This is a genomic window from Bradyrhizobium sp. WSM1417, assembly GCF_000515415.1.
Lineage (GTDB): Bacteria > Pseudomonadota > Alphaproteobacteria > Rhizobiales > Xanthobacteraceae > Bradyrhizobium.
This window is the reverse complement of the sequence record NZ_KI911783.1, coordinates 1,704,396-1,718,424: the sequence shown is the minus strand read 5'-3', so window position 1 is coordinate 1,718,424 and position 14,029 is coordinate 1,704,396. Positions and strand designations below refer to the sequence as shown.

Sequence of the window (14,029 nt, the reverse complement as noted above, 5' to 3'; positions counted from 1 at the left end):
GATTGCAGCGGCGGCGAAACTCTGCGAAATCTCGTCCGTTCGTATGACCCGCTCGATCTGATGATCCGGACCCGCCAATGCCTTCTGTCTTCGAGACGTCGCCTACCGCCATCCCGATCACCTTCGTCACCAAGTCGAGCTGGGATCAGGTCGCCGAGCGGCTACCGGCGGCGCAACGCCAGTTCGCCACTGCAAGCGCCTTTACCGCAAAGCCGGGCAGCTATCTCGCGCTGCCCGCGCCCGATGGCGCGATCGCGCAAGTGCTGTTCGGGCTCGAGGACGAAGGTGCAAGATCGCGCGACCTGTTCCGACCGGGCGCCCTGCCCGGCCTGCTGCCGCCGGGCGTCTATCGCTTCGCCAATGCACCGCACGATGCACGGCTCGCCGCACTCTCGTTCGCACTCGGCAGCTACCGCTTCGCCCGGTACCGCAAGGCGGATCGCCCCGAGGTCCGTCTCGTGCCACCCGACGGCGTCGACGCGACCGAGATCAACCGCATGGCGGACGCCGCAATGCTGGCGCGCGACCTCATCAACACGCCGGCCAACGACATGGGGCCGGAGGAGCTGGCCGCAGCCGCGCGGGATCTCGCCGCCGAATTCGGTGCAAGCTTTGCCTGCACCATCGGTGATGAGTTGAAGACGAATTTTCCGCTGATCCACGCCGTCGGCATGGCATCTAGCCGCGCGCCGCGGCTGATCGACATCGGTTGGGGCGACCCGGCTCATCCCAAGGTGACGCTGGTCGGCAAGGGCGTTTGCTTCGACACCGGCGGGCTGGACCTGAAGCCGTCGAGCGGCATGCTGATCATGAAGAAGGACATGGGGGGCGCCGCCAACGTGCTGGCGCTGGCGCGCATGGTGATGGATGCGAAGCTGAAGGTGCGACTGCGTGTGCTGATTCCGGCTGTGGAGAACGCGGTGGCGGGCAATGCCTTCCGCCCGCTCGACATCTTCACCTCGCGCAAGGGCATCACGGTCGAGATCGGCAATACGGACGCGGAGGGCCGGCTGGTGCTCGCCGACGCGCTGGCGCTGGCGGACGAGGGAAAGCCGGACCTGCTGATCGATCTCGGCACGCTGACGGGAGCGGCACGCGTCGCGCTGGGGCCGGATTTACCGCCCTTTTACACCAACGATGAGACGCTTGCCGCCGACGTCGCACGATGCGCGGTGAAGGAGAACGATCCGTTGTGGCGCATGCCGCTGTGGCCGCCTTACGATGCGTGGCTGGACTCCAAGACCGCTACCATCACCAACGCACCGTCCGGCGGCTTTGCCGGCTCGATCATCTGCGCACTGTTCCTGCAACGCTTCGTCGAACACGCCAGGAGCTGGCTGCATGTCGACATCTACGGCTGGACACCGTCGGCGAAGCCCGCACGCCCCGAGGGCGGCGAGTGCCAGGCCGCGCGCGCGATCTACACATTGCTGAGCGAGCGCTATGCGTGATCCTGGGCGAGATCCAAGCCACGATCCAAGGCTGACACCCGCGCGCGGCGACCTCGCCGCAAAATACCTCGAAGGCAAGGTGCAGGCGGATCGTTTCGTCACGGGCGAGGAATTCGAGATAGTCGAGGCGATCGCGCCCGTGCGCGAGCAGCCGTCGTCGAACGCGATGCTGATGACACAAGCGTTGCGCGGCGAGCGCGTCACGGTCTACGACCGCAACGGCGAAGGTTGGGCGTGGGGTCAGCTTTCCGGTGACGGCTATGTCGGCTGGCTGCCGGATGCAGCGCTGATGAAGCGCTCGGCGGCCGCGACCCATATGGTCAGCGCGCTACGAACCTTTGCCTTCCCTGGTCCCTCGATCAGGCTGCCGCCGACAGACACGCTGGTGATGGGATCGAAGATCGCGGTTGCACGCGAGGACGGCAGCTTCGCCGTGACGCGCGACGGACACTATCTGCCCAAAGCCCATCTCGCCCCGCTTGGCCATCGCGAGCCGGATTTCGTCGCAATCGCCGAGCGTTTCGTCGGCACGCCCTATCTCTGGGGCGGCAAGAGCAGCCTTGGCGTCGATTGCTCCGGCCTCGTCCAGATCTCGCTGACGTCAGCGGGCATCGGCTGCCCGCGCGACAGCGACATGCAGCAGGCCGGCCTCGGTCGCGCGCTGGAGCCGCATCAGCAGAGCAAGCTGCAACGCGGCGATCTGATCTTCTGGAAGGGCCATGTCGCGATTGTCCGCGATGGCAGCACCATGGTTCACGCCAATGCGCATCACATGGCAACGGTGATCGAGCCGATCGAGCCGGCGATCGCGAGGATCAAGCAAGCCGGCAGCGAGGTCACCGCGATCAAGCGGCTCTGACCGACGCTACGTCGCCGCCGAACCGTTCTCCGCCGTCTCCAGCCGGAACGCCGCCGCAAACAGCGCGCGCGTGTAATCCGTCTTCGGGTTCTTGAAGAGCTCGGCGGCCTGGCCTTCCTCGACCACCTTGCCGCCACGCATCACGATCAGATGGCTCGCGAGCGAGGCGACGACGCGCAGATCGTGCGAGATGAACATGTAGGTGAGATCGCGACGGCGCTGCAATTCACGCAGCAGATCGACCATCTGCGCCTGAATCAGCATGTCGAGCGCACTGGTCGGCTCGTCCAGCACGACGAAATCCGGCTCCAGCACCACCGCCCGCGCGATGCTGATGCGCTGGCGCTGGCCGCCGGAGAATTCATGCGGATAACGGTTGCGGGTATCCGGCTTCAATCCGACGTCCTCGAGCGCCTTGACGACGCGCTCCTCACGCTCGCCGCGCGAGAGCTGCGGCTGATGCACGGTGAGGCCCTCGGCGACAATGTCGGCGACTGACATGCGCGGGCTGAGCGAGCCGAACGGATCCTGGAACACGATCTGCATGTCCCGCCGGAACGGCCGCATCTCCTTGAAGCGGAGACCCTGGATATCCTTTCCCAGGAACACGATGCGTCCGTTCGAGGAGATCAGCCGCAGCAATGCGAGCCCTAGCGTGGTCTTGCCCGAGCCGGATTCGCCGACGACGCCGAGCGTCTCGCCCTTGCGCACGGCGATGCTGACACCGTCGACCGCCTTGATGTGGCCGACCGTCTTGCGCATCAATCCGCGCTTGATCGGGAACCAGACTTTCAGATTGTCGGCCGACATCACCACCGGCGCATCCGGCTGCGGCGGCGCCGGATCCGGCTTCGGCTCCGCGGCAAGCAGGTCGCGCGTGTAGGGATGCTTCGGGGTCTTGAAGACCTGCTCGACCGGCCCCTGCTCGACGATCTCGCCGCCCTTCATGACGCAGACCTGGTCGGCGATGCGGCGCACGATGCCGAGATCGTGGGTGATGAAGAGCAGGCTCATGCCGAGCCGGCCGCGAATCTCTGCGAGCAGCGTCAGGATCTGGGCCTGCACGGTGACGTCGAGCGCCGTGGTCGGCTCGTCCGCGATCAGCAGGTCCGGCTCGTTGGCGAGCGCCATCGCGATCATCACGCGCTGGCGCTGGCCGCCGGAGAGCTGGTGCGGATAGCTCTTCAGCCGCGTTTCTGGCTCGGGAATGCCAACCTGCGTCAGCAATTCCAGCGTCCGCCTGCGCGCCTCCGCATTGCTGGTTGGATTGTGCAGCTGGATGATCTCGCCGATCTGCGCCTCGATCGTGTGCAGCGGGTTGAGCGAGGTCATCGGCTCCTGGAAAATGATGGAGATGTCGCTGCCGCGAATCTCGCGCATCTCCTGCTCCGACCGGTCGATCAGTTCCTGGCCCTTGAAGTGGATGCTGCCCGAGGGATGCGAGGCGTTCGGATAGGGCAACAGCTTGAGAATCGAGAGCGCGCTGACCGACTTGCCGGAGCCGGACTCGCCGACCAGCGCCAGGCACTCGCCGCGCCTGATCTGGAACGAGACCTTGTCGACCGCGAGCGTAGTGACGCCGCCCTGATGGAAAGCCACCGAGAGCTCGCGCACGCTGAGCAAAGGCTGGTTGATCGCGTCCATTGGCTTACCTGAACGTCTTGCGCGGATCGAAGGCATCGCGCACAGCTTCGCCGATGAAGATCAAGAGCGACAGCATGATCGCGACCGAGAAGAAGCCGGAGAAACCGAGCCAGGGCGCCTGCACGTTGGACTTGCCCTGCGACAGCAGCTCACCGAGCGACGGCGAGCCGGGCGGCAGTCCGAACCCCAGGAAGTCGAGCGCCGTCAGCGTCATCACCGAACTCGACACGATGAACGGTAGGAATGTCATGGTCGCGACCATCGCGTTCGGCAACAGATGCCTGAACATGATGACCTTGTTCGACACGCCGAGCGCCCGCGCCGCCTGGATGTACTCGAAATTGCGCCCGCGCAGGAATTCCGCGCGGACAAGCCCGACCAGCGATACCCAGGAAAACAACAGCAGGATGCCGAGCAGCACGAAGAAACCGGGCACTAGCACGGACGACAGGATCAGCAGCAGATAGAGCGAAGGAATCGCAGTCCATATCTCGATGAAACGCTGGAACAACAGGTCGATCCAGCCGCCGAAATAGCCCTGCACCGCGCCGGCCGCGATACCGACGACGGAGGAGACGATGGTCAGGCAGAGGCCGAACAGCACCGAGATGCGGAAGCCGTAGATCAGCCGCGCCACCACGTCGCGTCCCTGATCGTCGGTGCCGAGCCAGTTGTATTCGAGATCGCGGCAGCTCTTGAGGCCCTTCTTCTCGACCACAGGCTTGCACTGCGCTTCCGTCAACATCCAGGTCGGCTTCGACGGCGCCGGCGTCGGCAGATCGAGATTGTGGGTGTCGTAGGAATAGCGGATCAGCGGCCAGACGATGCTGCCGCCCTTGTCCCTGATCAGCTTCTGCAAATAGGGATCGCGATAGTCGGCCGCCGTTTCGAAGTCGCCGCCGAAAGTGGTTTCCGAATAGGTGACGACGGACGGCCAATAGAGGTGGCCATCATATTTGATCAGGAACGGCCGATCATTGGCGATCAGCTCGGCGAATAGCGACACCACAAACAGGATCAGGAAGATCCAGAAGGACCAATAGCCGCGCCGGTTCGCCTTGAAATTCTGCCACCGGCGCCTGTTGAGCGGCGATGGCACGAACGGTTTGCGCGTGATCGGCACGGCACTGCCGAGCGGCGACTTCGCAGTGGTTTCGATCGGCGTAGTGGGGGCGGCCAGCGTCATCAGACCTCCCGCGCCTCGAAATCGATCCGCGGATCAATCCACATATAGGTCAGGTCAGAGATCAGGTTGATCACGAGGCCGACGAGCGAAAAGATGAAGAGCGTGCCGAACACCACGGGGTAGTCGCGGTTGAGAACGCTCTCGAAACTGAGTAGTCCCAGCCCGTCCAGGGAGAAGATGGTCTCGATCAGAAGCGAGCCCGAGAAGAAGGCGTGAATGAAGGTGCTGGGAAAACCGGCGATGACGATCAGCATCGCGTTGCGGAAGACGTGGCCATAGAGCACCCGATTCTCGCTGCAGCCTTTCGCGCGCGCGGTCATCACATACTGCTTGCGGATCTCGTCCAGAAACGAGTTCTTGGTCAGGAACGTCATGGTGGTGAACGCACCGAGCCCCATGGCGATCAGCGGCAGTGTCAAATGCCAGAAGTAGTCGATGATCTTCCAGTACCACGGAAACTGCGACCAGCCGTCCGACGTCAGTCCGCGCAGCGGGAACCAGTTGAAGAACGAACCGCCGGCAAACAGGATAATCAGGAGGATCGCGAACAGGAAGCCGGGAATGGCATAGCCGAGCACGAGCACGCTCGACGTCCAGGTGTCGAAGCGCGTCCCATCCCTGACCGCCTTGCGGATGCCGAGCGGAATCGAGATCAGGTAGGTCAGCAGCGTCAGCCAGATGCCGAGCGAGATCGAGACCGGCAACTTCTCCTTGACGAGCTGCAGGACGCTGACGTCGCGAAAATAGCTCTTGCCGAAATCGAAGCGGGCGAAGTTCCAGACCATCAGCGCGAAGCGCTCCGGGGCCGGCTTGTCGAAGCCGAACTGCACTTCCAGCTTCTTGATGAAATCGGGATCGAGGCCCTGCGCGCCGCGATATTTCGAATTGATGGCGTCGCCGCCGGCTCCTAATTGGCCCGGGGCGCGCTGCGCAAAGTCGCTGCCGCCCGAAATGCGCGAGGTCCCGCCGGTGTCGGCGCCGGAGAGCTGCGCGATCACGCGCTCGACCGGGCCGCCCGGTGCGAACTGCACGACGATGAACGAGACGAAGAGGATGCCGAGCAAGGTCGGGATCATCAGCAGGATGCGGCGGGCGATATAGGCGCTCATGGCTGCTTCGCCTGCTCGAGCTTGGCGGCCTTGCCGCCATCGTACCACCAGATGTCGGGAGCGCCGACGCCGTTGGCATAACGCGGCAGCTTCTGCGGACGGCCGAATTGGTCCCAATAAGCAAGCCGGTGCGTCTTGTTATACCATTGCGGCACCCAATAACGGCCGGCTCGGAACAGGCGATCGAAGGCACGGCAGGCGACGGTCAATTCCTCGCGGCTGTCGGCCGCCATGATCTTCTCGATCATGGCATCGATGGCCGGACTGGCGACGCCCGCGAGATTGTACGAGCCCTTCGTTGCCGCGACCTGCGAGGAGAAGAACGAGCGCATGGCGTCGCCCGGCGTTGCCGACATGCTGAAGCGTTGGATCGTCATATCGAAGTCGAAATCTTCCTGGCGCGCCTTGTGTTGCACGGCATCGACGAGGCGCACGCTCGCTTCGATGCCGAGCGTCGCGAGATTCTTGATGTAGGGCCCATGGTGCGGCTGGAACGAAGGCTCGTCCAACAGAAATTCGATCCTGAAGATCTCGCCGTTCGGCAGCATCCTCTTGCCGTCCTTGATCGGCAGGCCGGCCTCGCTCAGCAATTGCTGTGCCTTGCGCAACAGGCTGCGGTCCTGCCCGGAGCCGTCGGAGACCGGCGGCCTGAACGGTGCGACGAACACCTCCTCGGGAACCTGGCCGCGAAACGGCTCCAGCAGCTTCAATTCTTCCGGCGGCGGAGGCCCGTCGCTCGCCATGAGGTCCGAGTTCTGAAATGGCGACACCGTGCGGGCATAAGCACCGTACATGATGGTCTTGTTGGTCCACTCGAAGTCGAAGGCGTCGATCAGTGCCTCACGCACCCGAGGATCCCTGAACTTGTCGCGCCGCGTGTTGATGAACCAACCTTGCGCCCCGGAGGGCGTGTCGTCGGGCACGACCTCCATCTTGACGCGACCGTCCTTCACCGCAGGAAAATCATAACGCGTCGCCCAGAGGCGGGAGGTGAACTCCTCGCGGTAGAGATAGTTCTTGCCGGTGAAACCTTCGAAGGCGACATCGCGGTCGCGGTAGAATTCGTAGCGCACGACGTCGAAATTGTAGCTGCCGCGACAGGGGGGCAGATCGGCAGCCCACCAGTCCTTGACGCGCTCGTATTCGATGTAGCGGTTGACCTCGAACTTGCCGACCTTGTACGGCCCCGAACCCAGCGGGATCTCCAGAGATGTTTCGTCGAACGGACGGGAGGCATAGTAGGCTTTCGAGAAGATCGGCAGCCCCGCGACATAGAGCGGCACGTCGCGCGCGCGGCCCTTGGCAAAAGTGACGACGAGCGTCGCATCGTCGACGGCCTCCGCGCTGACCATGTCGCGCATCTGCACGATGATCAGCGGATGGCCCTTGGTCTTCAGCGCCGTCAGCGAAAATGCCGCGTCGTGCGCGGTGAGCTTGGTGCCGTCGTGGAATTTCGCCTCGGGCCGCATGGTGAAGCGATAAACCAGCCTGTCTGCCGATATATTGACCGACTTGGCGGCGAGCCCGTACATCCCGTCCGGTTCGTCATTGGCTCGCAGCATCAGCGGCGCAAAGGTCATGTCCACGCCCTGCGCGCCATCGCCTTTGAGGATGAAGGCATTGAGCGAGTTGAAGGTCTGGTAGGATTGGTTGTAGGCGCGCACCGACGGGATCAGCGAGAAGGTGCCGCCCTTCGGCGCGTCGACATTGACGTAGTCGAAGTGATGGAAATCGGCGGGATATTTGAGGTCGCCGAAGGCCGACATGCCGTGGGCCTCTGCTGGCATCTCGGACGCTGTCGCGCCCCGGAGCCGGGCCGCGCTGAACACCCCACCGGCACCCAGGGCCAGCACATGCCGGCGTGAAAGCTGCGCCATGCGAGAAATGCCCTTCACGACTTCTTTGCGATCCGCGCCGCCTTGTCCGCGTCGTACCACCAGATGAACGGAAAGCCGGACTGACCGTATTTGGGCAATTCCGCCGGCCGGCCGAAGCGATCCCAGCGCGCCGTGCGCACCTTCGTATAAGTCCACTGCGGCACGACGTAGTGATTCCACAGCAGTACGCGGTCGAGTGCCTTGGTTGCCGCGACGAGATCGTCGCGACCCTTGGCGTAGATTACCCGCTCGATCAGCTTGTCGACCGCCGGATTCTTGATGCCGGTAATATTGCGTGAACCAGCGATGTCAGCCGTCTTCGATGACCAGAATTCGCGCTGCTCGTTGCCCGGCGACTGCGACTCGCCCCAGGAGTTCGTGACGATGTCGAAATCCCACTCGCGCGTCCTGTTCTCGTACTGGGTGGGATCCACCGTCCGCACGCTGACGGCAATGCCGAGTCGTTCCAGCGATGGCTTGTAGAAAAGCGTGATTCGCTCGAAACTCGGATCCGAGTTCAGCAATTCCAGGGAGAACTGGGTGCCGGTCTTGACGTCGATCAGCTTGCGGTCGCGCACCTCGTAGCCGGCTTCCTTGAACAGGCGCAGCGCTTCGCGCAGATTGTCGCGCACGGCTTCCGGACTGCCGCCGACTGGATTGGTATAGGCCGTCGTGAAGACTTCGGGCGGGACCTCGGCGCGGACCGTCTCGAGGATCTCGAGCTCCTTGCCCTGCGGCAACCCGGTCGCCATCAGCTCATCAATGCCGTCGAAATAACTGCTGATGCGCTTGTACTGGCCGTAGAAGATCTGCTTGTTCATCTCCTCGAAGTCGAAGGCGTAATTGAGCGCGCGTCGCACGCGCGCATCTTTGAACTTGGCGCGGCGCAGGTTCGGCACGAAGGCCTGCATGACGCCCGAGCTTCGATTGGCGAACTCCTCGAGGATCACGCGCTTTTCGGTGACCGCCGGGAAATCGTAGGCCGTTGCCCAGTTCTTCGCGCTGTTCTCGGTGCGCCAATCGACCTGATCGGCCTTGAAGGCCTCGATCGCCACGGTGGCGTCGCGGAAATACTCGTAGCGCAGCTCGTCGAAATTATTTCGGCCCACATTGGCGGCGAGGTCGCGCCCCCAATAATCCTTGACGCGCTCCAGCGCGATCGACCGCCCGGCAACGAATTCCTTGACCCGGTAGGGGCCCGAACCCAGCGGCACTTCGAGCGTGGTGGCGGAGACATCGCGCTTGCGGCCCTGCGCGTCGGTGCCTTCCCACCAATGCTTCGGCAGGACCGTGAGCTGGCCGACGATCTGCGGCAATTCGCGGTTGCCCGGCGCGTCGAACACGAATTTTACCTCGCGCTCGCCGACCTTCTCGGCCTTCGTCACATGGCTGTAATAGGCCGAGTACTGCGGGTGGTGCTTCTTGAAGGAATCGAGCGAGAAGATCACGTCATCCGCGGTAACCGGCTTGCCGTCGTGCCATTTGGCTTGCGGCCGCAAGCGGTAAGTCACGAAGGAGAAATCATCCGGATGGCTGACGGCCTCGGCCAGCGCGCCGTACTCGGTCGAGACTTCGTCGAGCGAGGCCGTCGTGAGGGATTCGTAGATGAATTGCACGGCACCGGCGACTTGCCCCTTCACACCGGAGACGACGATGTTGAAATTGTCGAATGTGCCGACGGCGATCTGGCGTGCGACGCCGCCCTTGGGCGCTTCCGGATTGACGTAGTCGAAGCGCTTGAAGTCCGCGGGGTACTTGACCTGTCCGAACAGCGACAGCGCGTGCCGCCAGGTGGGCTCGCTGCCGGATTGCGCGTGCGCCACGCCGACGGCGGGAAGACCCCCTACGGAACCAAGGGCGGGGAGCGTTGCGGCAGCAGTGCCAGTGAGCAGGAGATCGCGTCGGGTAAGGGCCAAATCAACATTCCTGTCTTGAAGGAGGCTACTCCTTTAAGTTCCCAATATAGGCGAGGTTTCGACGGAATATGTTGCTTTTTCCTCATCTTGGAAGCCCGGCTGGCCGATCGCTGCGACCAAACGCCCCGATAACAACGCCGCGAGGCCCGGATAAGCAAACGGCCGGGCTTTGAGCCCGGCCGCGCACCAAGATCGAAGTCGACAGGCCTTACTTCGCCGCCGTCGGCAGCGGCTTCGGGCTGTCGGAGAGACTGTTCAGGTAAGCGATCACGTCGGCGCGCTCGCTATCCTTCGGGATGCCGGCAAAGCCCATCGCGGTGCCCGGGACAGCCGCCTTGGGATTGGCGATGAACTTGTTGAGCGCATCGAAGTCCCAGGTGCCGCCCTTGGCCTTCATCGCGGCCGAGAAGTTGAAGCCGCCACGGCCCTCGCCGACATGGTCGCCGACGACGCCGTAGAGGTTCGGACCGACACGGTTCGGGCCGCCCTTCTCGAAGGTATGGCAGGCGCCGCACTTCTTGGCGGCGGCGGCGCCCTTCTCGACCGAGGCGGTCTGGAGCAGCTTTTCGATCGGCTCGGCGGCCGCGGGGGCAGCGCCGCCTTCCTTGCCATGACCGGCGTCTTCCTTCACGGCGATCTCGAAGCCGGGCTTTTCCGGCATCTTGGGCGAGAACAGCGCACTCGCGGTGAAACTCGTCACCAGCAGAAGGAGACAGGTGCCGAGCACGGCACCGAGAATCTTGTTCAGTTCGAAAGAGTCCATTTCCGGCCAGGCCCCACACCGCAAGAAGGATCGAGCGGCCCAATGCGGCCGCCAGGACGAGCCTCGGAGAATCAACGTTCCTTTATTGTTTCCCCGAGTTTTGCCATTGAGATATCGGTTTGCCCGGGGTCTGGCAACCCGTATAAGCGAGCGGGCTTCATGCCCGTCCCCACCCGATTTCTCGGCGCGGAAAACGCCCCGTTTCCAGGCCCTTGTACCGATGATCGATCCCCGCATCCTGGTGCTGATTCCGGCCCGCATGGCCGCCACCCGCCTGCCCGGCAAGCCGCTCGCTGATATCGCGGGGCAGCCCATGATCGTGCACGTGATGCGCCGCGCCGAGGCCGCCGGGATAGGCCGGGTCGCGGTCGCAACCGACACCGCGGAGATCGCGTCCGTCGTGACCGCCCACGGCGGCGAGGCCGTGATGACCCGCCCGGAGCACCCGTCCGGCTCCGACCGCATCCACGAGGCCATGCAGAAGCTCGATCCGGACGGCAAAGCCGAGATCGTGGTCAATCTCCAGGGCGATTTCCCGACCATCACGATCGACAACATCCGCGAGGTGCTGCCGCCGCTGCAAGACCCCGTCGTGGACATCGCAACGCTGGCTTCGCAGATCCACACCGAGGAGGAGGACCTCGCGCCGAGCGTCGTAAAGGCGATCGGGACCTCGCTCGGCGGCAGACGCATGCGCGCACTTTATTTCACCCGCGCAACCGCGCCGACCGGCGACGGGCCGCGCTACCACCATATCGGCCTCTACGCCTATCGCCGCGCCGCGCTTGAGCGCTACGTCTCACTGCCGCCTTCGCCGCTGGAATTGCAGGAGAAGCTCGAGCAACTCCGGGCGCTCGAGGCCGGAATGCGCATCGACTTCACCATCGTCGATACCGTGCCCCGCGGGGTCGACACGCCGGCGGACCTGGAAACCGCCCGCAGCATCCTTTCCAAATCCTGAGCCGCTGTTACAAGGCCGAGCATGAGCAAGCTGAAAATCGCATTCCAGGGCGAGCCTGGGGCCAATTCCCACATCGCCATCGTCGAGGCCTATCCCGACGCCGAGCCGATGCCCTGCGCCACCTTCGAGGACGCCTTGTCGGCGATCTCGTCGGGCGAAGCCGATCTCGGCATGATCCCGATCGAGAATTCGGTCGCGGGCCGCGTCGCCGACATCCATCATTTGCTGCCGGCCTCCGGTCTCTTCATCATCGGCGAATGGTTTCTGCCGGTCCGGCATCAGCTGATGGCGGTGAAGGGGACCAGGCTCGAGGACATCAAGAGCGTCGAGAGCCACGTGCACGCGCTCGGCCAGTGCCGGCGCATCATTCGCAAGCTTGGCATCAAGCCAATCGTGCACGCCGATACCGCCGGCAGCGCCCGCGACATTTCCGAGCGCAACGACAAGACCGTCGCCGCGATCGCCTCGCGCCTGGCCGCAAAGATTTACGGCCTCGACATTTTGGCCGAGGACATCGAGGACGAGGCCCACAACACCACGCGCTTCGTGGTGCTCGCGCGCGAACCGAAATGGGCCACACAGGGCTCCGGTCCGCTGGTCACGACTTTTGTGTTCCGGGTGCGCAATTTGCCGGCCGCGCTCTACAAGGCGCTCGGTGGCTTTGCCACCAACGGCGTCAACATGACCAAGCTCGAGAGCTACATGGTCGACGGCAATTTCTTCGCCACCCAGTTTTACGCCGACGTCGACGGCCACCCCGAGGACAAGAGCCTCGCGTTCGCGATCGAGGAGCTGAAATTCTTCTCGCGCGAATTCCGCATCGTTGGCGTGTATCCGGGGCACCCGTTCCGCGCGACGATGGAATAGAATCGTGTCCCGGACGCGCGAGCGCTAGCCAGATCCAGAGGCTGCGAAGCGCAGGGCTGGAGAGCGTTATCCGACCGCCTTAAGCCCGAACGCCTCCGCCAGCAGCGAATACGACTTCTTTCGCGCCTCGTGATCGTAGACGGCGGTGATCACCATCAACTCGTCCGGCTTGCTTGCATCGATCAGTGGCTGAAGCGTCTTCTGCACCGTCGCCGGGTTACCGACGAACAGGCGCGAGCGGTTGCGCCGGATCGAGGTGCGCTCCGAGTCGGTATAGGGATAGGCTAGCGCCTCTTCGACGCTCGGCAGCGGAAGATACTGGCCGCGGTCGCGGCGCAAGCGGTTGAGGTCGAAAGACGCGGCGAGCTTTTCGGCTTCCTCATCCGTGTCGGCCGTGATGACGGCGACCGCGAGGATCGCGCGCGGGCTCGCACTCCAGGCCGAGGGCTGAAAACGATTGCGATATTGCACCATCGCGTCGATCGCATCGTGGGATGCAAAATGATGGGCGAATGCGAAGCCCATGCCGACCTGCGCGGCGAGCTCGGACGAATAATCGCTGGAGCCGAGCAGCCAGATCGGCGGCAACGGCGTATCGTCGGGCATCGCAACGACGTTGTGGTAGGGATGGCCCGAGGGGAATTCCCGGGTCTGCCATAGGATCAATTCGTGCAGCCGCTCGAGGAAATCGTCGCCTTCGCGGCGATCGAGCCGACTGCGCAGCGCATAGGCTGTGGCACCATCAGTGCCGGGGGCGCGGCCGAGGCCGAGATCGATGCGACCCGGAAACAGCGCCTCCAGCATCTTGAAGCGCTCGGCCACGACCAGCGGCGCGTGATTGGGCAGCATCACGCCACCGGAGCCGACGCGGATGTGCTTCGTCACCGCCGCGATCTGCCCGATCATCACGTCGGGCGCCGGACTCGCGACGGAGGCGAGGTTGTGATGCTCGGCGAGCCAATAGCGGACATAGCCGAGCCCGTCGACATGGCGCGCCAGGTCGATGCTGTTGCGCAGCGCCGCGGCGGGCCTTGTGCCAGTTGTGACGACGGAGAGGTCGAGGACTGAGAGCGGGATCATGGCGCGTTAACGTAGCGGAGGGCGGCGCAGCGGCAATGGGTACGGCGCGCAGGTCTGACGTGCAGGCCGCGGGCTCGCGCACCGGACCGCGCCGCGGTGTTGGGACACAAATCGATCTAATAACATGCCTTCGCATTGCCCACTTCAGAAATTTGCCGCAAAATGGCCGCTGATTCTAGCTATATACCTGATTTAACTGTCATTATAGCCGAATGCGTTTATCCCACTTCGACTTCAAGCGGCATCTCATTTGCTCTGATAGTAACAAAAGTGGGCCACTTCCCATCTGCGATGGGCTGTCGTGCGCGGCCGCTTT

General features: G+C 63.7%; 11 protein-coding genes. 4 read left to right on the top strand and 7 right to left on the bottom strand.

Annotated features, from left to right (window positions below; genetic code table 11):
- Positions 1-77: 77 nt before the first annotated feature.
- Together BRA1417_RS0108240 and BRA1417_RS0108235 are read left to right on the top strand one after the other, a co-directional pair.
- Positions 78-1,451: a M17 family metallopeptidase gene (locus BRA1417_RS0108240; RefSeq protein ID WP_027515431.1), complete on the top strand. Its 1,374-nt coding sequence runs from the start codon at positions 78-80 to the stop codon at positions 1,449-1,451.
- The gene (locus BRA1417_RS0108235; RefSeq protein WP_027515430.1) at positions 1,444-2,310 is read left to right on the top strand and encodes a C40 family peptidase; all 867 of its coding nucleotides are present in this window, start codon (positions 1,444-1,446) and stop codon (positions 2,308-2,310) included. The genes BRA1417_RS0108240 and BRA1417_RS0108235 overlap by 8 nt, the downstream gene beginning before the upstream one ends.
- Before the next feature lie 6 nt (positions 2,311-2,316).
- Here BRA1417_RS0108235 and BRA1417_RS0108230 read toward each other — a convergent pair whose 3' ends face one another.
- From BRA1417_RS0108230 to BRA1417_RS0108205, 6 genes are all read right to left on the bottom strand, one after another.
- Complete coding sequence (locus BRA1417_RS0108230; protein WP_027515429.1) at positions 2,317-3,954, bottom strand: ABC transporter ATP-binding protein; 1,638 nt, start codon at positions 3,952-3,954, stop codon at positions 2,317-2,319.
- Between the two features lie 4 nt (positions 3,955-3,958).
- Positions 3,959-5,140 (bottom strand): ABC transporter permease, encoded by a 1,182-nt coding sequence (locus BRA1417_RS0108225; RefSeq protein WP_027515428.1) that lies wholly within the window; start codon positions 5,138-5,140, stop codon positions 3,959-3,961.
- Positions 5,140-6,249, bottom strand: a complete 1,110-nt coding sequence (locus BRA1417_RS0108220) for a microcin C ABC transporter permease YejB (protein WP_007605353.1) — start codon at positions 6,247-6,249, stop codon at positions 5,140-5,142. Before BRA1417_RS0108220 ends, BRA1417_RS0108225 begins: the two co-directional genes overlap by 1 nt.
- Positions 6,246-8,126 (bottom strand): extracellular solute-binding protein, encoded by a 1,881-nt coding sequence (locus BRA1417_RS0108215; protein ID WP_027515427.1) that lies wholly within the window; start codon positions 8,124-8,126, stop codon positions 6,246-6,248. The genes BRA1417_RS0108220 and BRA1417_RS0108215 overlap by 4 nt, the downstream gene beginning before the upstream one ends.
- Positions 8,127-8,140: 14 nt before the next feature.
- Positions 8,141-10,042: an extracellular solute-binding protein gene (locus tag BRA1417_RS0108210; protein ID WP_027515426.1), complete on the bottom strand. Its 1,902-nt coding sequence runs from the start codon at positions 10,040-10,042 to the stop codon at positions 8,141-8,143.
- Positions 10,043-10,250: 208 nt separating this feature from the next.
- Positions 10,251-10,805, bottom strand: a complete 555-nt coding sequence (locus BRA1417_RS0108205; protein ID WP_027515425.1) for a cytochrome c family protein — start codon at positions 10,803-10,805, stop codon at positions 10,251-10,253.
- Positions 10,806-11,025: 220 nt separating this feature from the next.
- On the opposite strand from BRA1417_RS0108205, the gene BRA1417_RS0108200 reads away from it, so the two are divergent.
- Both BRA1417_RS0108200 and BRA1417_RS0108195 read left to right on the top strand, forming a co-directional pair.
- Entirely contained in the window at positions 11,026-11,766 is a 741-nt protein-coding gene (locus BRA1417_RS0108200) for a 3-deoxy-manno-octulosonate cytidylyltransferase (protein WP_027515424.1), read from the top strand.
- A gap of 21 nt (positions 11,767-11,787) precedes the next feature.
- Entirely contained in the window at positions 11,788-12,633 is an 846-nt protein-coding gene (locus BRA1417_RS0108195; protein ID WP_027515423.1) for a prephenate dehydratase, read from the top strand.
- A gap of 66 nt (positions 12,634-12,699) precedes the next feature.
- On the opposite strand, the gene BRA1417_RS0108190 is transcribed toward BRA1417_RS0108195, so the two are convergent.
- The gene (locus tag BRA1417_RS0108190) at positions 12,700-13,713 is read right to left on the bottom strand and encodes an LLM class flavin-dependent oxidoreductase (protein WP_027515422.1); all 1,014 of its coding nucleotides are present in this window, start codon (positions 13,711-13,713) and stop codon (positions 12,700-12,702) included.
- Positions 13,714-14,029: the final 316 nt, after the last annotated feature.

Excerpts from the sequence above, each read along its gene's own strand:
- BRA1417_RS0108240 (WP_027515431.1), top strand. The coding sequence starts at position 78 with ATGCCTTCTGTCTTCGAGACGTCGCCTACCGCCATCCCGATCACCTTC.
- BRA1417_RS0108235 (WP_027515430.1), top strand. The coding sequence starts at position 1,444 with ATGCGTGATCCTGGGCGAGATCCAAGCCACGATCCAAGGCTGACACCC.
- BRA1417_RS0108230 (WP_027515429.1), bottom strand. The coding sequence starts at position 3,954 with ATGGACGCGATCAACCAGCCTTTGCTCAGCGTGCGCGAGCTCTCGGTG.
- BRA1417_RS0108225 (WP_027515428.1), bottom strand. The coding sequence starts at position 5,140 with ATGACGCTGGCCGCCCCCACTACGCCGATCGAAACCACTGCGAAGTCG.
- BRA1417_RS0108220 (WP_007605353.1), bottom strand. The coding sequence starts at position 6,249 with ATGAGCGCCTATATCGCCCGCCGCATCCTGCTGATGATCCCGACCTTG.
- BRA1417_RS0108215 (WP_027515427.1), bottom strand. The coding sequence starts at position 8,126 with ATGGCGCAGCTTTCACGCCGGCATGTGCTGGCCCTGGGTGCCGGTGGG.
- BRA1417_RS0108205 (WP_027515425.1), bottom strand. The coding sequence starts at position 10,805 with ATGGACTCTTTCGAACTGAACAAGATTCTCGGTGCCGTGCTCGGCACC.
- BRA1417_RS0108200 (WP_027515424.1), top strand. The coding sequence starts at position 11,026 with ATGATCGATCCCCGCATCCTGGTGCTGATTCCGGCCCGCATGGCCGCC.
- BRA1417_RS0108195 (WP_027515423.1), top strand. The coding sequence starts at position 11,788 with ATGAGCAAGCTGAAAATCGCATTCCAGGGCGAGCCTGGGGCCAATTCC.
- BRA1417_RS0108190 (WP_027515422.1), bottom strand. The coding sequence starts at position 13,713 with ATGATCCCGCTCTCAGTCCTCGACCTCTCCGTCGTCACAACTGGCACA.